The 20,209-nt window shown below is 62.7% G+C and carries 17 protein-coding genes; 15 read left to right on the top strand and 2 right to left on the bottom strand.

Going from position 1 to position 20,209, the window contains the following annotated elements; all coding sequences use genetic code 11:
• Window positions 1-161: 161 nt before the first annotated feature.
• A complete protein-coding gene (locus C2L65_RS22785; protein WP_042314842.1) occupies window positions 162-1,232 on the top strand; it encodes a hypothetical protein in 1,071 nt (356 codons plus the stop codon).
• A 72-nt stretch (window positions 1,233-1,304) separates the two neighbouring features.
• Here C2L65_RS22785 and C2L65_RS22780 read toward each other — a convergent pair whose 3' ends face one another.
• A complete protein-coding gene (locus C2L65_RS22780) occupies window positions 1,305-2,498 on the bottom strand; it encodes an acyltransferase family protein (protein WP_042314817.1) in 1,194 nt (397 codons plus the stop codon).
• Between the two features lie 386 nt (window positions 2,499-2,884).
• On the opposite strand from C2L65_RS22780, the gene C2L65_RS22775 reads away from it, so the two are divergent.
• The 11 genes from C2L65_RS22775 to C2L65_RS22725 all read left to right on the top strand — a co-directional run bounded on the left by C2L65_RS22775 (window position 2,885) and on the right by C2L65_RS22725 (window position 15,035).
• Window positions 2,885-4,288 (top strand): GH1 family beta-glucosidase, encoded by a 1,404-nt coding sequence (locus tag C2L65_RS22775; RefSeq protein WP_042314818.1) that lies wholly within the window; start codon window positions 2,885-2,887, stop codon window positions 4,286-4,288.
• An 82-nt stretch (window positions 4,289-4,370) separates the two neighbouring features.
• Complete coding sequence (locus C2L65_RS22770) at window positions 4,371-5,615, top strand: ABC transporter substrate-binding protein (protein ID WP_009771646.1); 1,245 nt, start codon at window positions 4,371-4,373, stop codon at window positions 5,613-5,615.
• Between the two features lie 6 nt (window positions 5,616-5,621).
• Window positions 5,622-6,578, top strand: a complete 957-nt coding sequence (locus C2L65_RS22765) for a carbohydrate ABC transporter permease (protein WP_081921409.1) — start codon at window positions 5,622-5,624, stop codon at window positions 6,576-6,578.
• Window positions 6,578-7,486, top strand: coding sequence for a carbohydrate ABC transporter permease (locus C2L65_RS22760; RefSeq protein ID WP_042314819.1), 909 nt, complete (start codon window positions 6,578-6,580; stop codon window positions 7,484-7,486). The genes C2L65_RS22765 and C2L65_RS22760 overlap by 1 nt, the downstream gene beginning before the upstream one ends.
• A gap of 9 nt (window positions 7,487-7,495) precedes the next feature.
• Entirely contained in the window at window positions 7,496-8,593 is a 1,098-nt protein-coding gene (locus C2L65_RS22755) for an ABC transporter ATP-binding protein (protein WP_042314820.1), read from the top strand.
• A gap of 36 nt (window positions 8,594-8,629) precedes the next feature.
• Entirely contained in the window at window positions 8,630-9,643 is a 1,014-nt protein-coding gene (locus C2L65_RS22750) for a LacI family DNA-binding transcriptional regulator (protein ID WP_042314822.1), read from the top strand.
• A 79-nt stretch (window positions 9,644-9,722) separates the two neighbouring features.
• Complete coding sequence (locus C2L65_RS22745) at window positions 9,723-10,103, top strand: PaaI family thioesterase (protein ID WP_007744521.1); 381 nt, start codon at window positions 9,723-9,725, stop codon at window positions 10,101-10,103.
• 990 nt (window positions 10,104-11,093) lie between these two features.
• Window positions 11,094-12,542 (top strand): NAD-dependent succinate-semialdehyde dehydrogenase, encoded by a 1,449-nt coding sequence (locus tag C2L65_RS22740; protein ID WP_042314823.1) that lies wholly within the window; start codon window positions 11,094-11,096, stop codon window positions 12,540-12,542.
• Between the two features lie 403 nt (window positions 12,543-12,945).
• A complete protein-coding gene (locus tag C2L65_RS22735; protein ID WP_007584061.1) occupies window positions 12,946-13,434 on the top strand; it encodes a hypothetical protein in 489 nt (162 codons plus the stop codon).
• Between the two features lie 36 nt (window positions 13,435-13,470).
• Window positions 13,471-13,887, top strand: coding sequence for a DUF302 domain-containing protein (locus C2L65_RS22730; protein WP_042314825.1), 417 nt, complete (start codon window positions 13,471-13,473; stop codon window positions 13,885-13,887).
• A 164-nt stretch (window positions 13,888-14,051) separates the two neighbouring features.
• A complete protein-coding gene (locus C2L65_RS22725; RefSeq protein WP_042314826.1) occupies window positions 14,052-15,035 on the top strand; it encodes a glycerophosphodiester phosphodiesterase family protein in 984 nt (327 codons plus the stop codon).
• A gap of 1,029 nt (window positions 15,036-16,064) precedes the next feature.
• On the opposite strand, the gene C2L65_RS22720 is transcribed toward C2L65_RS22725, so the two are convergent.
• On the bottom strand, window positions 16,065-17,000 hold the full coding sequence (locus C2L65_RS22720) for a LysR family transcriptional regulator (RefSeq protein ID WP_042314827.1): 936 nt from the start codon (window positions 16,998-17,000) through the stop codon (window positions 16,065-16,067).
• A 156-nt stretch (window positions 17,001-17,156) separates the two neighbouring features.
• On the opposite strand from C2L65_RS22720, the gene C2L65_RS22715 reads away from it, so the two are divergent.
• Genes C2L65_RS22715 through C2L65_RS22705 form a run of 3 tightly spaced genes read left to right on the top strand, consistent with a single transcriptional unit; the run spans window position 17,157 to window position 20,173 of the window.
• Window positions 17,157-18,365 carry an amino acid aminotransferase gene (locus C2L65_RS22715; protein ID WP_042314828.1) on the top strand — a complete coding sequence of 403 codons (1,209 nt, stop codon included), beginning with the start codon at window positions 17,157-17,159 and terminating at the stop codon, window positions 18,363-18,365.
• 11 nt (window positions 18,366-18,376) lie between these two features.
• Window positions 18,377-19,177, top strand: a complete 801-nt coding sequence (locus C2L65_RS22710; RefSeq protein WP_042314829.1) for a class II aldolase/adducin family protein — start codon at window positions 18,377-18,379, stop codon at window positions 19,175-19,177.
• Between the two features lie 12 nt (window positions 19,178-19,189).
• Window positions 19,190-20,173: a 2-dehydropantoate 2-reductase gene (locus C2L65_RS22705; RefSeq protein WP_042314830.1), complete on the top strand. Its 984-nt coding sequence runs from the start codon at window positions 19,190-19,192 to the stop codon at window positions 20,171-20,173.
• Window positions 20,174-20,209 lie beyond the last annotated feature (36 nt).

The following is a 20,209-nucleotide window of genomic DNA, read 5'->3' as shown; positions in this document are numbered from 1 at the left end:
CACGGCGCAGGCATTTTTTGCACGTCGCCGTGACCCTCCGTGACACGGGTTGTGACATTTCTCGACATAGTTTATGAACTGACCTGAAGGGCAGTTTCTTCTACGATTCATTCCGTCGCCACTGCAAACGCCAAGTGGCCCGAACCGTGAAGGACACTGCCGTGAAAACCCGCTCGCACATCTTCTCTTCGTTGTCTGGTCTGCTGAATCGTTCGTCGGCATCCGCTGCGCGCGGCGTGTCGGGCGGCATCTCGCGCCGCATCGCGCTGGCAGCGGCAGCGACGGTGATCGGCGCAAGCGCGTCGCTCGTCAGCGTGCCCGCGTGGGCCGGCTGGTACGGCCACGGCACCGCGTACACGTCGCATGGCGAATACAACGGCGCGCACGGCGGGTACTGCAGCGGTGGCACCTGCAATCACGCGGGCGGCGTGGCCGGCCCCTACGGCGGCGTCGCAAGCAACTCGGGCAGCGTCACGCGTACGTCGCCGGGCCAATTCTCCAACTCGGGCACGGCCTACGGACCGAACGGCCGCTCGGTGCAGCATTCTGGCGACACCAGCTGCGCAAGCGGCACCTGCGCGCACACGGGCACGATGACGGGCTCGGACGGCAAGACGGCATCGACGTCGGGTGAAGTGACGCGCAACGGCGCCGGCCAATACTCGTCGTCGGGCACGGTGACGGGCGGCAACGGCAACAGCTACAACCACTCGGCATCGACGAACTGCGGTGGCTGGACCTGCTCGCGCTCGGGCACCGTGACGGGCAGCAACGGCGGCACGGTCACACACTCGGGCAGCGCGACGAGCGTGGCACCTGGCGTGGTCGTCACGTCGGGCAGCGCGACGGGCACGCACGGCAACACCGTGACGACGAGCGGCACGGTCGTGCATGGCGGCGTTGTCACGACGGGCGGTACGGCTGTGGTGACGGGCACGACGACGGTTGGCGCGGCTGTCGTGGTGCCGCCGCCCGTGATCGTCCCGCCGCCTCCCGCTGTGGTCGTCGCCGCGCCTGTGCCTGCGCCCGTCGTCGTGGTTCCGCCGCCCCCGCCGGCCGCGGTGGTGGTCGCGCCGGCTCCCGTCGTCGTGCCGCCGCCGCCCGCACGTGTGGTGGTCGTCGCTCCGCCGCCGCCCCCGCATGTCGTGTATGTCGCACCGAAGCCGCGTCCCGCTGTCTGGATTCCGGGGCACTGGATCGGCCGCGTGTGGATTCCGGCGCACTGGGCGTAAATGAACAAGGCAGACGTACAAACACAAACGGCGCGTGAAGCGCCGTTTGTGTTTTGTGTGTGAAGAGGAAGCTCAGCTCGGCTTCATGCCGGGGCCGACTGTCACGGTTGGATCGACAGGCACGGTTTCCGCAACCACGCTTGCGGGCACGGGCGGCTTGCTGCGAAAGCGCCTGCGAATGCGACGCCGCATCGGCTCTTCGAAATACGTGAACACGATGACGCTGAGCAGCAGCGTACACGTGAGCGGAATCCAGCCGTTGCTCGCGCGAAAACCCACCAGCCACGCGAGATACGCAAGCGGCACATGAATCAGGAAGAGTGCATAACTCGCTTCGCCGAATCGCACGAGCCAGCGCTGATTCAGCAGGCCGATTACGGGCCGCTCCAGCAGCGCGAGGCCGAGAATCAAGGTCGCAAAGAACGGGCTTTGCGGATAGAACACGGGCGTCGTGGGTTGCCACAGCGCGAGCACGATCAGCACGACGACGGAACCCGACACCAGCGCGATGCCACGGCCATGCATCGACACGCCACGCGTGCGCAAGGTCTGGAATGCGAGCGCCGCGCCGATGCCCAGCATGAATTCGGCGATCCGGCACAGCGGCAGCGTGCCCGCAAGGAAGTGACTGCGCGAGACGGGGAACGCGGCCATGATGAACAGGATCATCAGGCCCTGCGCGATCCAGATGCCGAGCAGCGTGACGGCGAGCGTCGATGCGCGCATCTTCACGAACCGCGCGAGGATCAACGGAAAGAGCGCGTAGAAAAACGCCTCGCATGACACACTCGAAGCCGGACCATTCCACGGCTGATTGATCGCAGCGAACGGAAACCAGGCGGTGATCAGGAACACCTGGCAAATGAAGCTCACCACCAGTGAAAGATTGATCGACGTCTTCAGCGCGAACCACTTGAGAAACAGCACATCGTTGTGCGAGATCACGAGGTATGCAGTCGTAACGGACGCAATGGCAAGCGCGAACAGGATGTTCGGATAGATGCGCGCGACGCGCGCGACGTAAAAATTATGCGGGCCTTGCGTCGCGAGTTCGTCGCGATACGTGTACGTGAGAATGAAGCCCGAGAGGACGAAGAAGAGGGAAACCGCCGAGCGCCCGCCATCGACGAAATTGAAGAACGAAACGGGCGTATTGAGCAGTTCGAGTTCGCGGTAATGCGACAGGACGACGGTCAGCGCCGCCAGAAAGCGGATGCTCGTCAGCGCAGGAACGATGCCGTTGGCCTGAGTGCTCGTCGCTCGCATTGGGCTCTCATTTTTAAAAGGATGCGCCAAAGTTTCCGCATCGACAGTTCAGTTTAACGGTCTGCCATCACCTTCTTTCCGGTTCAACCCGTAGGTGTCGGAAAACACCGAGACATTGGCCGAGCAATCCCCGTTGCGCGTTGTGTACCGGCACCGATTGATTGTCACGACAAATGAAACGCACCCCTGTCGTGATCCGAATTGCAATGCGTGTTGCATGGCGATTTCGGACGGGCTCTGTCCGATCCAGACAAACCCTGATTGCTGCGCCGAAAGCGCCGCTGATATCGTGCGCAGGTCATGTGGAAGCGCTTCCACTCCAGCTTTCGTTTCGTCGATCGATTCGTTTCAGACACGCGTCAAACCATTCAGCGAGAGGAGGTTCCGTGGCATACGATGCAGTGGCAACCGGCGGCATTCAGTCGAACAGTCAACAAAGCGATCCCTTCACGCCGTCCGCCGACTCCGTTCTCTGGCGCAAGGACTTTCTGCTCGGCGCGGCAACGGCGTCGTATCAGATCGAAGGCGCCGTCAACGAGGACGGCCGCCTGCCGTCTATCTGGGACACGTTCTCCGCGACGCCGGGCAAGGTGCTCGCGGGCGACACGGGTGCGGTGGCCTGCGATCACTATCACCGCTGGGAAAGCGATCTCGACCTGCTGTCGGGGCTCAACTTCGAGGCGTACCGGCTTTCGGTTGCCTGGCCGCGCGTGATGGACGAAGCGGGTCGCCCGAACGCAAAGGGTCTCGATTTCTACAAGCGGCTGCTCGGCAGGCTGAAGGACAAGGGCTTGCAGACTTTCGTCACGCTGTATCACTGGGATTTGCCCCAGCACCTCGAAGATCGCGGCGGCTGGCTCAACCGCGAGACCGCCTATCGCTTCGCCGACTACGCGGACCTGATGAGCCGCGAACTGTCGGGCCACGTCGACGCGTGGATGACGCTCAACGAGCCGTGGTGTTCGGCGTTCCTCGGCTACGGCAACGGCCATCATGCGCCCGGTCTTGCGAACATCCGCTACGCGACGCAGGCAATGCATCATCTGCTGCTCGCGCATGGACTCGCGACGCAGGTATTGCGCGCGAACGATCCGTCGTCGATGAAAGGCATCGTTGCGAACGTGGGGCGCGGTACGGCTGCAACGCAGAGCGAAGCGGACCAGCGTGCCGCGCATCTGTTCGAAGTGCAGCACAATGCGTGGATTCTCGATCCGCTTCTGAAGGGCGAGTATCCGGCCGATCTATGGGAGCTGTGGCCGGGCGCCGAGCCGCTCGTGCTCGAAGGCGACCTGCAAACCATCGCCGCGCCGCTCGATTTTCTCGGCATCAACTATTATTTCCGCACCAATGTGAAGAGCGACGGCGCGCATGGTTTCGTCGACGCGCCGCTGGCCGATGTCGAACGCACGCAGATGGGCTGGGAAGTCCATCCAGACGGGCTGCGAGACCTGCTGACGGGATTTCACGGCACATATCCGAACTTGCCGCCCATCTATATCACCGAGAATGGCATGGCCTCGGACGACAAGGTGGAGAACGGCCGTGTCGAGGACCCGCAGCGCATCGCGTTCCTCAAGCGGCATCTGGCCGCCGTCGATCAGGCTGTGAAGCAGGGCGTCGATATTCGCGGCTACTTCGTCTGGTCGCTGCTGGATAACTTCGAATGGGCGTTTGGCTACGAGCGGCGCTTCGGCGTCGTGCATGTCGATTACGGCACGCAGCAGCGCACCGTCAAACGCAGCGGCGAGCTGATCGCGAAGTTCATCGAGGCGCGCAAACAGCAGCGCTGATAACGACGCGCTGACACGCAGTCACAAGAAGCTGATAAGCAGTCGACCTGATAAATCGGGCCTCGAGCCTGAAGGAGACGGAATGAACAGCAGAAAACAGTGGGCGTTGAAAAGCGGTATTGCACTTGCATTGGCCATCACGGGCGTCATCGCGCAAGCGGAGCCGCTGAAGGCGAATGTGATTCACTGGTGGACGTCGGGCGGCGAATCGGCGGCGATCCGGCAGTTCGCCGACGCGTACAACCAGGCGGGCGGCCAGTGGGTCGACAACGCCGTGGCGGGCGCGGACCAGGCGCGTGCGACCGCGATCAACCGCATTGTCGGCGGCGATCCGCCCACGGCTGCGCAGTTCAACACGTCGAAGCAGTTTCACGACCTGATCGATCAGGGCCTGCTCAACAACGTCGATGCCGTCGCCACGAAAGAGAACTGGGCCGCCATCTTCCCGCAATCGATACTCGACAGCATCAAGGTCAACGGCCATTACTACGCGGCGCCCGTCGATATCCACATGCCCGCGTGGTTCTTCTATTCGAAGCCTGTGTTTGCAAAAGCGGGCATTGCGGGCGACCCGAAGAGCTTCGATGAATTCGTCGGCGATCTCGACAAGCTGAAAAAGGCGGGCGTGATACCGCTCGCGCTGGGCGGCCAGCCGTGGCAGGAGAAGATCACGTTCGATGCCGTGTTCGCCGATGTCGGCGGACCTGATCTGTATCTGAAGGTGTATCGCGACCGCGACCAGAACGCGGTGAAATCGGATGCGTTCAAGAAGGTGCTCGCGTCGTTCAAGAAGCTGCATGATTACGTCGATGCCGGCTCGCCGGGCCGCAACTGGAACGACGCGACAGCGCTCGTGATCTCCGGCAAGGCGGGCGTGCAGATCATGGGCGACTGGGCGAAGGGCGAATTTTCTGCGGCGAAGCAGGCGCCCGGCAAGGACTTCGGCTGCTTCCCCGGTTTTGGTCCGCGCTCGCCGTATCTGGTGGCGGGCGACGTGTTCGTGTTCCCGAAAACCGACAACGCGACGGCGATCAAGGCGCAGAACCTGCTCGCGACGGTGATGACCTCGCCGCAGGCACAGGTCGCGTTCAGCGCGAAGAAAGGTTCGATCCCGATCCGGCCCGACGTCGACGTGAATCAGTTGGACATATGCGCGAAGGAGGGCATCGCGATCATGAAGGACAAGTCGCGCCAGTTGCCGAACCCCGAAATGCTCCTGTCGCCTGACATGCAGGGCGCGTTGACGGACGTCATCACGAACTTCTGGAACAAGAACCAGTCGGTCGACGATGCACAAAAGGCCTTTGCCAGCGCATTGAAGGGCTGACGCGCGATGGGCACGCTCAAGTCGCATGCCTTGCCTGAGATGGCGGCGAGCCGGCGGCCCGTCGCGAAGACGCGCGGGCGGCCGTTGAGGAAGCGCTGGTCGCTCGCCGCATGGATCGCGCTGATTCCGATGGTAGTCACGGTCGTCTTCGCGTATCTCGGCACGATGCTGTGGACGGCGCGCGTGTCGCTCAGCAACTCGCGCACGTTTCCATCGAACGACTTCGTCGGCTTCACGCAATACGTGCGGCTGTTTCATAACGACCGCTGGCTCGTGTCGCTGCAACACATTGCGATTTATGGCGTGTGCTTCATCGTCGCGTGTCTCGTAATCGGCATGCTGCTTGCCATCTTCATCGATCAGCACGTGATGGCGGAAGGCGTGTTGCGCACGGTGTTCCTGTATCCGTACGCGATGTCGTTCGTCGCGACGGGGCTGGTGTGGCAATGGATTCTCAACCCCGAGCTTGGCGCGCAGTCGCTGCTGCACAAGATGGGCTTCACGCATGCGCGCTTCGACTGGATCGTTGATCAGGACTTCGTGATCTATACGATCGTGATCGCGACCGTCTGGCAGGCGTCGGGCCTCGTGATGGCCGTGATGCTGGCGGGCTTGCGGGGTATCGACGACGAGTTGTGGAAGGCTGCGCGCATCGACGGCGTTCCGCGCTGGCGCGTCTACGTGAGCATCGTGATTCCGATGCTGGGCCCGTCGATTTCGACCGCGTTCGTGCTGCTATTCGTCGCCGTGGTGAAGCTGTTCGACGCCGTCGTTGCGATGACGCAGGGCGGTCCCGGCACCGCGAGCGAAGTGCCCGCGAAGTTCATCATGGACTATCTGTTCGGGCGGGCGAATATCGGGCTCGCGTCGGCCGCGTCGATCGTGCTGCTCGCGACGGTGCTCGCGATTCTTGCGCCGTTCCTGTATGCCCGCAGCCGAAGCGCGTCGCGCAAGGAGGTGTGATGAGCACGACGCTTGATTCGTCCCCTCGCGTGTCGCGGCGGCGTCATGCGCACAAGAAGCGTTTTTCGCCTTCGCGCCTCGGCATCTATGGCTTTCTGATCATCGCGGCGCTGTTCTTCCTGTTGCCGCTGTACGTCATGCTCGTGACGTCGGTGAAGCCGATGGACGAAATCCGCCTGGGCAATCTGCTCGCGCTGCCCGCGCACTTCACGCTGCAACCGTGGAGCGATGCGTGGCGGTCGGCATGCACGGGACTCGATTGCAACGGCATCCGCGTGGGTTTCTGGAACTCGGTGCGTATCGTCGTGCCTAGCACGGTGTTCTCGATCGTGATCGGCGCGATCAACGGCTATGCGCTGTCGTTCTGGCGGCCGCGCGGCGCGGGCATGTTCTTCGGCGTATTGCTGCTCGGCGCGTTCATTCCGTATCAGGTGATGATCTACCCGATGGTGCGCGTGCTGGCGAGCGTGCATCTGTTCAGCTCGCTGCCGGGCATCGTGATCATTCACACGATCTTCGGCATGCCCGTGATGACGCTGCTGTTTCGCAACTACTACGCGGGCATTCCGCTGGAACTATTCAAGGCCGCGCGCATCGACGGCGGCGGTTTCTGGCGCATCTTCTTTCAACTGATGCTGCCGATGTCGCTGCCCATCATCGTGGTGGCGATGATTCTGCAGGTGACGAACATCTGGAACGACTACCTGCTCGGGCTCGTGTTCGCGGGCACGCGCAACCTGCCGATGACGGTGCAGCTGAACAACATCATCAACACGACGACGGGCGAGAAGATCTACAACGTCAACATGGCGGCGACGATCCTGACTTCCGTCGTGCCGCTCGCCGTGTATTTCATTTCGGGCCGCTGGTTCGTGCGCGGCATCGCGTCCGGCGCAGTGAAGGGTTAAGGGACGAATATGGCTACCGTACCGAATATCGCAAATGTCGCCGTCCGCGACCTGAAAATCCAGCTGGGCGCGAACACGGTGATCGACGCGCTCGATCTCGATGTACGCGCCGGTGAATTCGTCGTGCTGCTCGGACCGTCGGGTTGCGGCAAGTCGACGTTGCTGCACAGCATTGCCGGTTTGATCGACGTGACGGAGGGCAGCATCGAGATCGGCGGCGAAGACATGACGTGGGCCGATCCGAAAGACCGGCGCATCGCGCTCGTGTTCCAGTCATATGCGCTGTATCCGACGATGAGCGTCGAGCGCAATCTGTCGTTCGCTTTGCGTATCAACGGCACGCCAAAGGCGGAGATCGAACGACGTGTAGCGCGCGCGTCCGACATGCTGCAACTCGGGCCTTTGCTCAAGCGCAAGCCGTCACAGCTGTCGGGCGGACAGCGGCAGCGCGTGGCGATCGGACGCGCGATCGTGCGCGAAGCCGACGTGTTTCTGTTCGACGAACCGCTATCGAATCTCGACGCGAAGCTGCGCACGGAATTGCGTCGCGAACTCAAGCAATTGCATCAGCGCCTTGGCGCCACGATGATCTACGTGACGCACGATCAGGTTGAAGCGATGACGCTCGCCACGCGGATGGCCGTGATGAAGAGCGGCGTGATCCAGCAGTTCGGCACGCCCGCCGAGGTGTATGCACGCCCTGCGAACCTGTTCGTCGCGACCTTTCTCGGCTCGCCGGCGATGAACCTGCTGAACGGCACGCTGCATGCTCAGGGTGACGGCGTGCGCTTCATGGGCGCGAAGCTTGATCTCGACGTGACGCCCTACGCGTTCGCCGCGCAGCCCGAGTACGGCAAGTCGTGCGTGCTGGGCGTGCGGCCCGAGGACGTGCGCGTGCGGATCGGCGCGGACTCGAATCAGCGAGGGCAAGTGTCGCTTATCGAACCAATGGGCAACCACCGGGTTATCTGGCTCGATTATCATGGCACTCAGATAGCGTCGATCGATCAGGAGAAAACGCCCGTTGCCGTTGGCGATTCAGTGGCGTTCGCGATCGATGGCGCACATATATCGCTGTTCGACGAGGCGGGCGGGGCGCGCCTCTGAACGGCACGCCCAATACTACAAGCGGACGGAGACACCGTGGCGACCCTCAAAGATGTAGCGGAGCTGGCGGGCGTGGGGCTCTCGACAGCCTCGCGCGCCATTTCCGGCAAAGGACCCGTATCGGCCGAGGCGGCGGCACGCGTGCAGGCCGCGATCGCCGAACTCAACTTCCGGCCTTCGTCGATTGGCCGCGCGATGGCCACGCAGCAACTGGGCATCATTGGCCTGTTTGTGCCGACTTTCTTTGGCTCATATTACGGCACGATCCTCAAGCAGACCGATCTGGAACTGCGCTCGGTACACCGGCACGTGGTGGTGGCGACGGGGTGTGGCGAGTCGACGCCGCGCGAGCAGGCGCTCGAAGCCGTGCAGTTTCTGATCGGGCGCGATTGCGACGGCGTCGTCGTGATCAGTCACGACCTGCACGATGAAGACCTCGATCAGTTGCACCGGATGCATCCGAAGATGGTCTTTCTCAACCGTGCGTTCGATGCGTTGCCTGATGCGTCGTTTTGCGCCGATCATCGGCGCGGTGGTGAAATTGCGGCGGCGACGCTGCTGGAGCATGGGCATCGCAAGATTGCTGTGATCTCGGGGCCGTATACGGCATCGGACAATATCGAGCGGCTTGAAGGTTTCTTCGACGAACTCGCGCGTCACGGCATTGCGCGTGAGTCGGTGCCGTTGATCGAGTCGGACTTTTCGCCGGAAGGCGGGTATGCGGCGACGTGCCAGTTGCTTGAATCGAAAGTGCCGTTTACGGGGCTTTTTTGTGCAAACGATACGATGGCCGTCAGTGCGCTTGCGCGGTTTCAGCAGTTGGGCATTTCGGTGCCCGGCGATGTGTCTGTGATCGGCTATGACGATGATTACTCGGCGGCTTATTCGGCGCCTGCTTTGACGTCGGTGCATATTCCGACCGCTGAACTCACGCAGAACGCGGTGCGTTGGCTCATCAATCAGTGCTATGGGACCAAGTGGGATATCTTTCGCGAGTTTCCCGTGACGGTGTCGATGCGGGCTTCCGTTGGGCCGCCGAAAGCGGCGTGAAAGTGTGTCGGGGCGGCTTGATCTGTCGTGGTTCGCGGTGCTGGATTAGCATGAGGGCTCAACCGCCGCAGGAGATCATATGCAGCCGCCACCACTCGATAATCCCTTTCTCGAATCGCTCGCGGTCGAATTGACCGAATGGAAGAGCGGTTACGCCGAGTTCACGATGCCGATTCGGCCGGAGACGCTTAACCGTCAGCGCGTCTTGCAAGGTGGTGCGATTGCTACTCTTCTTGACGCTGCCGCGGGGTATTCGGGGCTCTTTAGTGAAGGGGACCCGATTCATGCGTTTACTTTGTCGTTGACGATCAGTTATCTCGACAAAGGGCTCGGGGAAAAGGTCATTAGTAAAGGGTTTCTTGAACGTAAAGGACGGTCTGTGTTCTTTGCTCGCGCTGAGGCGTGGGTCGATCACAAGGTGTTGATTGCTAGTGCGCAAGGGGTTTTTAAGTACGCATGAGGTGGGGTGGGGTTTTTGTCTGCGACGCTGGGTGGTTTGCTTGTTTTGATGTTGGCATCCGCGATGCGTTAGCGTGCTTCAAGCGTCGCCCCTGTGCGGGGCGGCACCTACTTTTCTTTGCCGCCGCAAAGAAAAGTAGGCAAAAGAAAGCGGCTAACACCGCCAGTTCTTGTACTTGCCTGAGGGCCCCCGAAGGTTCTTACGCTTCACGCGGCAACCACGTGACCCATGTTCGTTGCCAGCGCTCTTGCGCTGCGCCTCACCCGCTTCACGCACCCGCGCTTCACCATGCCGTGTCAGTTATGCCACGGCCGCCCAGGTGGCAAACTGTGTGTAGGCCGTAGCACCTCACACGCATCACTCCAGACCGATAGCGCATGCGTTCCACCCTGTAAGAGCGCAACCCTGTACGACGCGACAACCTACACACAGTTTGCCACCTGGGCGGCACATACCATTCGCTGCCGCTTGCCCGTGCACGGGTATTCGAAGCGGGTGAGGCGCTCATTCGAAGCGTTGGCAACGCACGCGAACAGAAAGGCTGCCGTGTGCAGCGTAAGACCCTCTGGGGGCCCTCAGGCAGGAAGAAATGTTAGCGGTGTGAGCCGCTTTCTTTTGCCTACTTTTCTTTGCGGCGGCAAAGAAAAGTAGGTGCCGCCCCGCACAGGGGCGACGCTTGAAGCAAGCTAACGAATCGCGGATGCCAGCGAAAAGGCAAAAACTGGAAGGCAACGCTTGAAGCACGAAGACATAACGCGAATGCCAGCGCGACGGCTAATACACCGAACGGCAACACCTGAAGCACGGATGCCAGCGCAACCCCCAAAAAACCAAACCGCCCGCGCAACGGCACAAACCCACCCCAGCGTCGCAGACAAAAACAAAAACCACCACCTTCCGGCATACTTCCCAGCAATCAGTTAACATCAACATTCCCCGAAGAATTCCAGCCCGCGCGCGCAGCGCGCAAAAAATCCTCAGGAACACAGCATGGTCACATCCAGCAGCTACACCGATACCCGTCTGTTGATCAACAACGAGTGGTGCGACGCCGCCAGCGGCAAGACCCTCGACGTCGTCAATCCCGCGACGGGCAAGCCGATCGGCAAGGTCGCGCACGCGGGCAAGGCCGATCTGGACCGCGCGCTGGAAGCCGCACAGAAGGGCTTCGAAGCGTGGCGCAAGGTGCCCGCCAACGAACGCGCCACTACGATGCGCAAGGCCGCCGCCTTCGTGCGCGAGCGCGCCGACAGCATCGCGCGCCTGATGACGCAGGAGCAGGGCAAACCGTTCGCGGAAGCGCGTGTCGAAGTGCTGTCGGCCGCCGACATCATCGAATGGTTCGCGGACGAAGGCCGACGTGTCTACGGCCGCGTCGTGCCGTCGCGTAACCTGAACGCGCAATCGCTCGTCATCAAGGAGCCGATCGGCCCCGTCGCCGCGTTCACGCCGTGGAATTTCCCCGTCAACCAAGTGGTGCGTAAGCTCAGCGCCGCGCTCGCAAGCGGCTGCTCGTTCCTCGTCAAGGCGCCTGAAGAGACGCCCGCATCGCCCGCACAATTGCTGCAGGCCTTCGTCGACGCAGGCGTGCCCGCCGGCACGGTCGGCCTCGTGTTCGGCGATCCCGCCGAGATTTCGAGCTACCTGATTCCGCATCCCGTCATCCGCAAGGTCACGTTCACGGGTTCGACGCCCGTCGGCAAGCAACTCGCCGCGCTCGCCGGCCAGCACATGAAGCGCGCGACGATGGAACTCGGCGGCCACGCGCCCGTGATCGTCGCGGAAGACGCGGACGTTGCGCTCGCCGTCAAGGCAGCGGGTGGCGCGAAGTTCCGCAACGCCGGCCAGGTGTGCATCTCGCCGACGCGTTTCCTCGTACACAACAGCATCCGCGAAGAGTTCGCCGCGGCGCTCGTCAAGCACGCTGAAAGCCTGAAGGTCGGCGACGGCCTCGCTGAAGGCACGCAGCTCGGGCCGCTCGCGAACGCGCGCCGTCTGACGGCGATGGCGAACATCATCGAGAACGCGCGCTCAACGGGCGCGACGGTCGCGACGGGTGGCGAGCGCATCGGCTCGGAAGGCAACTTCTTCGCGCCGACCGTGCTGACGGACGTGACGCTCGAAGCCGACGTGTTCAACAACGAGCCGTTCGGCCCGATCGCCGCAATCCGCGGCTTCGACAAGCTCGAAGACGCCATCGCCGAAGCGAACCGTCTGCCGTTCGGTCTCGCGGGCTATGCGTTCACGAAGTCGTTCCGTAACGTGCATCTGCTGTCGCAGAACCTCGAAGTCGGCATGCTGTGGATCAACCAGCCCGCCACGCCGACGCCGGAAATGCCGTTCGGTGGCGTCAAGGATTCGGGCTACGGCTCAGAAGGCGGACCGGAAGCGATGGAAGCTTATCTCGTGACGAAGGCTGTCACCGTCATGGCTGTCTAAAGTCTGCTGAAAACGTAGACCTGCCGCCCGCTGCAATGGCGGGCGGTTTGCTGAAAGACGCGCGTCGCGTACGCCGCGTCCAGCCGGTTCGTCGGACGAATCGAAAGCTGTTGGTAAAACTCCCGATTGGTGGCACCGCGTTGCGCTCCTAGCATGGCGTTCGAAGCCGCACGCTCGCGCATCGAATGCTTATGCCGTTGCTTCGTTTTCAAACGCGGCAGATCGCTTCCGTTCTACTACTCACTGCATTGCCGCTGCAAGCTGGGCGTATGCAGCAATTCGCTGCTTTGCCCATGCCGCGCGCGTGACAAGAAAAACGAAAACGCACGACGCGCAGGCCCCAACGTGAGGCGCCATTGCGCCTGAGCGTCGTTGTCACGTCACGAGTCACTGGAGAGTTTCGATGATCTTTCATGCGTCCATTCCCACGCAAAATCCCGAGCGCGTCGCGCGCACGCTTGCCGAAGTGTGGGGCGGTTTCGCCGCGCCTTTCTCGCCTTTCGAAGGCGCGTGGATGGCGGTAGCAGGCGACGACCGCGGCACGATCATCGAGACCTATCCGAGCAACCTCACGCTCACGCCCGGCGACACCCAGGAGCCGCTCGCTTCGATGACGAACACGCGCGCGCAATACAGCGGCTTTCATATGGCCGTCGCGTCGCCGCTGTCGGCAGAGCAGGTGATCGCGATCGGCGAGCGCGAAGGATGGCGTGCCGTGCGCTGCACGCGCGGCAACAACTTCTTCGACGTGATCGAGCTATGGATCGAAAACAGCACGCTGATCGAAGTGCTGACGCCCGAGATGCAGGCGCAGTATCTCGGCTTCGCGACGCCCGAGAACTTCCGCGCGCTTGCCGAGCAAGCTTCCGCTTCTGTTGTTGCATCGCAATGACTACACTGCGGTGATGGCCCATCTCCGGAGTCCGCGATGACTGCCGCAGCGAAATGTCCCGCGTCGGTTGCGACGTTCAGGAGCGAGCACGGCTTTTCGATCACGGTCGCGCGGCTGCGCGGCCTGCTCGCCGACAAAGGCATGACGATCTTCGTCGATATCGATCAGGCCGACGCCGCCGCGCAAGTCGGCATGACGCTGCGCCCGACGCGTCTGATCGTGTTCGGCAACCCGAAGGGCGGCACGCCCGTGATGCAGGCGAACGCCTTGGCTGGGCTGCTGCTGCCGCTCAAGGCGCTCGTGTGGGAAGACGAAGCGCGCGTCACATGGCTCGCCATCGACGACCTCACAGACGCGCTGGTGACCGGCTATGGGCTGGAAGCGTCGCTCGTCGAGCCGCTCGCCAAAGCGAAGGCGCTGATCCAGATGGCGGCTGCGCGCGATTCTGCGTGAGCAGTAGCGTCCGTGTTCCGATGCGCGAGCGCCGCGCCGCCAGGCGTTCGATCAATAAGTGTCACAAAGGTTTGCGTACGCGAGGCGTAGAGTCGGGTTCGCGTCTACCATGACGCGTTGCCGCGCGCGGCGCGATCGTTCATGACACGACACGTATGCATCGAATGCGGATACCGGGGTTTGTTTTTGCCTTATCGATTCTCACGGCACTTTCAGCGTGCATGGCAGGTTCCGCCGTCGCGCCACTTCACGCCGACAACGCCCGCACATTGCCGGCGCTGATCGCCCATCGCGGCGGAACGGCTGATTATCCCGAGAACACATTGGCCGCCATCGAGGGCGCGCTCGCGAATCATGCCGACGTCATCTGGCTCACGGTGCAGTTGAGCCGGGACGGCGTGCCTGTGCTGTATCGTCCGAAAGACCTGTCGGCGTTGACGGACGCAAGCGGTCCGGTGACGAGCCGGACGGCAGCGGAACTGGCGCGCGTCAATGCGGGCTGGCAGTTCGAGGCGCTGGACGCGCCGGGGGCCAGGCCGTATCGGTCGAAGCCTGTCGGCATACCGACGCTCGAAGACGCGCTGCAGATCATTCCGCGTGACGTGCCCGTCGTGCTCGACATGAAGGCGTTGCCCGCGGCGCCCCAGGCGGCGGCCGTCGCGCGCGTGCTCGATGCGCTGGATGCGTGGCCGCGTGTCACGATCTATTCGACGGAAGCCGATTATCAGGAGGCATTCGCGCAGTATCCGCAGGCCCGTATGTTCGAGTCGCGAGATGCCACGCGTCAGCGGCTCTTCGGCGTCGCGCTGACGGGGCGGTGCGATGCGCCGCAAGCCGGAACGCGAGCGGGCTTCGAATTGGGCCGCAAGGTCGAGGTGATCGAGCGCTTCACGCTTGGCGAAGGGCATTCGACTTTTACTGCTCGTACATGGACGCCCGCGTCGGTGCAGTGTTTTCGCCGCGCTGCCGATACGTGGCTGGTTGCGTTCGCCGTGAACGATGCGGCGGCTTATCGCGAAGCGGCGTGTCTACATATGGATGCTGTGCTTGTTGATTCGCCAAGGATGCTGTCGGGGGTGAGGAGGGCGCTGCAGGCGGCGCGCGAGCCGCTCGATTGCAATGTGGGCGACGGCGGTGCGGCGCGGTAGGGTGTGGGATGTTGTTGATGCGCCTAAGGCGGCGCGGCGGTTTTTGTCGGGCTGATACGCGGAGTGATTATTTTGTCTGCGACGCTGGTGTGGTTTGCTTTGGCTTTACGCTGGCATCCGCGTTATGAGTTCGTGCTTCGGGCGTTGCCTTCGGTGTATTAGCCTTTGCGCTGGCAGCCGCGATTTGTTATCTAGCTTCACGCGTCGCCCCTGTGCGGGGCGGCACCTACTTTTCTTTGCCGCCGCAAAGAAAAGTAGGCAAAAGAAAGCGGCTCACACCGCCAACATTTCTTCCTACCTGAGGGCCCCACAGGGTCTTACGCTTCACACGGCAGCCTTTCTGTTTGCGTGCGTTGCCAACGCTTCGAATGAGCGCCTCACCCGCTTCGAATACCCGTACTCGGGCTAGCGGCAGCGAATCGCATGTGCCGCCCAGGTGGCAAACTGTGTGTAGGTTGTCGCGTCGTATAGCTTGGCGCTCTTACAGGGTGGAACGCGTGCGCTATCGGTCCGGAGTGAGACGTGTGCAGTACTACGGCCGACACACAGTTTGCCACCTGGGCGGCGGTGGATTATCTGGCACGGCGTGCCGCAACGCGGGGGCGCGAAGCGGGTGAGGCGCAGTGCAGGAGCATTGGCAACGAACGTGGGTCACGTAGTTGCCGCGTGAAGCGTAAGAACCTTCGGGGGCCCTCAGGCAAGAACTAGCACTGGCGGTGTTAGCCGCTTTCTTTTGCCTACTTTTCTTTGCGGCGGCAAAGAAAAGTAGGTGCCGCCCCGCACAGGGGCGACGCTTGAAGCACGCTAACAAATCGCGGATGCCAGCGCAAAGGCAAAAAAACAAACCGCTTGCGCAATAAACACCGCCTCGCGGATGCCACCGCAAAGGCAAAAAGACCAAACCGCTTGCGCAGCAAACACCGCCTCGCGGATGCCACCGCAAAGGCAAAAAGACCAAACCGCTTGCGCAGCAAACACCGCCTCGCGGATGCCACCGCAAAGGCATAAAACCCAAACCGCACCGCCATTTCACTTCACCCCAGCGGGGCCCTGCGTCCTCCGATCCCAAATTCTCAGACACCCCCCAAGAAACTCCGCAAACCCATCAGCAGACGGCGACAACGACCGATCCACAGGACGATAAACACACACTTCCCGAATCGTCTCCGGCTCAACAACGCGCCGCATCACGAGCCCAAACGTCTGCGCCAGCGGCTTCACATAAAGCGGCGCAAGCGTAACCGCAAGCCCCTGCGCAACGAGCCCAAACGCAGTGGTCACATTATCAACAACCTCAACAGGCGCAATCCGCGCATCCGATGGCTGATCGGCCAACATCTGCGCGACACTCGCTTCGTGATCGCGGCCCGTCGCGATGATCGGCGTGCCGCGAAGATCCTGCCACCGCAAGCGCCTTTTCCGCGCCAGCGGATGCTGCTCAGCGCACCACAACACCCACGGGCTCTGAAAGATCGCTTCGCGCTGCACGCGGTCGCCCGTCGCGCGATCGGGACCCACGGCAAGATCGACGTCGCCGCTCGCAACACGCTCCACCAGTTGCTCGACATCCGTATCAACAACCCGCACCACGACCTTCGGCTTCTCGGTCGCGTAGCCCGCAATGGCAAATGGAATCGCCGTGCTCGCCAGCACCAGTGGCGCGCCAACCCGCACGATGCCCGCCGCCCGGTTGCGGATGTCGCTCGCGGTCTGCTCGGCGGCACGTAAATGCCGCAGCACCGATTCCGCCGAAGATAGAAAATCGCGGCCAGCCGTCGAAAGGCTCACGCGCCGTGTCGTGCGGTCGAACAGCCGAAAGCCAAGCTCGCGCTCCAGCTCCGCCAGCAACTGGCTCACGGCCGACGAGGTCAGCCCCAGCCGTTGCGCCGCAGCGGCAATGCCGTTCTGGTCGACAATCGCGAGAAACGCCTCGAACTGGCGTATGGTGATGCGTGTGAGGGCCATCCGCCGATTCTAAAGCGTAACTTACGAATCGTGCAGAATCGATTGATTGTGACAACACGCGCTTTTCGACACACTGTTTCGCATGCGTCGGTGCATGCCTTCGCAACCTCTCGCAGAGTCAAGCAACATCCAGCACACATAGACAGAGACACAACCATGTTCGAACACATCCCCGCGTATCCTGGCGATCCCATCCTGAGCCTCAACGAGGACTTCCAGCGCGACCCGCGCACCAACAAGGTCAATCTGAGCATCGGCATCTACTTCGACGAAAACGGCACGCTGCCCGTGATGTCGTCGGTGCGCGAAGCCGAAGCGGCCATCGTCGCGCAAGGCACCCCGCGCTCTTACTTGCCGATGTCAGGCCTACCGCAATACCGCGACGCCGCCCAGACACTCGTGTTCGGTGCCGACAGCGCAGCGCGCGCCGCGGGCCGCATCGCAACGGTTCAGACGGTGGGCGGCTCGGGCGCGCTGAAGGTCGGCGCGGATTTCCTGAAGCGCCACTTCGCGGGCTCGCAAGTGTGGCTGAGCGATCCGAGCTGGGAAAACCATCGCGTCGTGTTCGAAGCGGCGGGCCACACGGTCAACACCTATCCGTACTACGACGACGCAACGGGCGGTCTGCGCTTCGACGCGATGCGCGACACGATCGACTCGCTGCCGGAACGCAGCATCGTGTTGCTGCACGCGTGCTGTCACAACCCGACGGGCGTCGATCTCACTGCCGACCAATGGCGCGAGCTGGTGCCCGTGTTGCAGCGTCGCAAGCTGATCGCGTTCGTCGACATGGCGTATCAGGGCTTCGGCGACGGCCTCGAAGAAGATGCCGCCTGTGTGCGCATGCTCGCGGACGCCGACGTGCCGATGATCGTCGCGAACTCGTTCTCGAAGAACTTCTCGCTGTACGGCGAGCGTTGCGGCGCGCTGAGCGTCCTCTGCAAAGACGCAGCCGAAGCACAGCGCGTGCTCGGCCAGCTGACCTTCACGATCCGCGCGAACTACAGCAATCCGCCGATGCACGGCGCGCGACTCGTCGCGGGCGTGCTCGGCGACGCGAAGCTGCGCGCGTCATGGGACGACGAACTGCGCGTGATGCGCGAGCGGATTCATGAAATGCGTCACGCGATTCACGAAGGGCTTGCCGGTCGCGTCGATGAAGTGATGCGTGCGCGTTACACCGCGCAGGTCGGCATGTTCACCTATACGGGACTGTCCGCCGAACAGGTCGAGACGCTGCGCCTGGAACACGGCATCTATCTGCTGCGCTCGGGGCGCATGTGTGTCGCGGGCCTGAACCGCAACAACGTTGCGTACGTGGCGTCGGCGATTGCGGACGTCGCCGGGTCGGGCGCGCGCCAGTAAGGAGGCACGAGATGGAGATCATGGAGCGAGACGAGCGGGCCACGGGCATGGGCACAGGCACGTCAGCGATGCATCCCGACGAATGGCAGGCGCGCGTTCAATTGGCCGCCTGTTATCGCGTCTTCGATATGTTGGGCTGGACCGAACTGATCTACAACCACATCACGGTGCGTCTGCCCGAAAGCGTGACGGGCGGAGCGAAGCAGTTCCTGATCAATCCATTCGGCCTGCATTACAGTGAAGTGACCGCGCGCAATCTGGTGAAGATCGATGCGCAAGGGCGCATTCTCGACGGCTCGACGTATCCGGTGAATCCCGCGGGCTTCACCGTACACGCGGCGCTGCACGAAGGCATACCCGATGCGCATTGCGTGATGCATACGCATACCACGGCGGGCGTCGCCGTGGCATGCTCGGAAGGCGGCTTGCAGCAGACCAACTTCTATAGCGCGCAGTTGCATGAACGCATTGCGTATCACGACTTCGAGGGCATCACGATTCACGCTGAGGAAGGGCCGCGTCTCGTCGAACACATCGGCGACCGGCAAGCGGTGATTCTGCGCAATCACGGGCTGCTGTCGTGGGGCACGACATTGCCGCAAGCGTTCGCGATTCTGTGGACGCTGAACCGCGCCTGCGAGATTCAGGTCGCGACGTTCGCGATGGGCCGCGCGCGGCCCGTGCCCGAAGCGGTCGCCGAGCAATGCTCGCGCGATGCGCTGCAATTCGACGTGCGCTACGGCGCGGGGCAGGACGTGTTCGACGCGCTGGTGCGCAAGGTCGATAGAATCGACGCCAGCTACAAGGATTGAGGAAGAACAACGATGAAGGTATGCATTTACGGCGCCGGCGCGATCGGCGGATGGATGGGCGTGAAGCTCGCCCAGGCGGGCTGCGAGGTGAGCGTCGTTGCGCGCGGCGCGACGCTCGACGCGCTGCGTGAACACGGCCTGCGCCTTAAAGAAAACGGCGAGACGCATGCGGTCCGGGTGCAGGCGAGCGACAAACCGGAAGCGCTCGGCGTGCAGGATCTCGTGATCGTCGCGGTGAAAGCGCCCGGCATGGCAGCCGTCGCGCAACACATCGCGCCGCTGCTCGGCCCGAACACGCTCGTGCTGACGGCAATGAACGGCGTGCCGTGGTGGTTCTGTGCCGGCTTGCATGGCGAGTTCGCGGGTGCGCGTCTCGCTTCAGTCGATCCCGACGGCTCGATTGCCGCCGCGATTCCCGCTGAGCGCACGCTCGGATGCGTTGTGCATGCGAGTTGCCGCGTCGATGCGCCGGGCGTAGTCGCGCATCATCAGGGGCGTGGCTTGATCGTCGGCGAAGCGACGGGGCATGCGAGCGAGCGCGTGGCGTCGCTCGTCGAACTGCTGCGCAAGGCCGGCTTCGATGCGAGCGCGACGGATCAGATCCAGCGCGACGTCTGGTACAAGCTGTGGGGCAACATGACGATGAACCCCGTCAGCGCAATCACGGGCGCGACCACCGACAAGATCCTGAGCGACCCACTCGCGCGCGATTTCGTCACGCGCGTGATGCTCGAAGCGAAAGCCATCGGCGCGCGCTTCGGCATCCCCATCGAGCAGGCCCCCGAAGATCGCCACGCCGTGACGCTGAAGCTGGGCGCGATGCGCACGTCGATGCTGCAGGACGTCGAAGCGGGCAAGGCGGTCGAACTCGACGCGCTGGTGGGCGCGGTGTGCGAGTTGGGCAAGTTGACGGGCATCGATACGCCGTATGCGAACGCGCTGTTTGGGCTGGCTCGTCTGCACGCTCGCGTGCGAGGGCTGTATCCTCTCGACTGACGCTGCACCTTCAACAACTTTAAGCCCCACGCATCA

Source organism: Paraburkholderia terrae, assembly GCF_002902925.1.
GTDB lineage: Bacteria > Pseudomonadota > Gammaproteobacteria > Burkholderiales > Burkholderiaceae > Paraburkholderia > Paraburkholderia terrae.
This window is presented reverse-complemented; position numbering and strand designations above follow the sequence as displayed.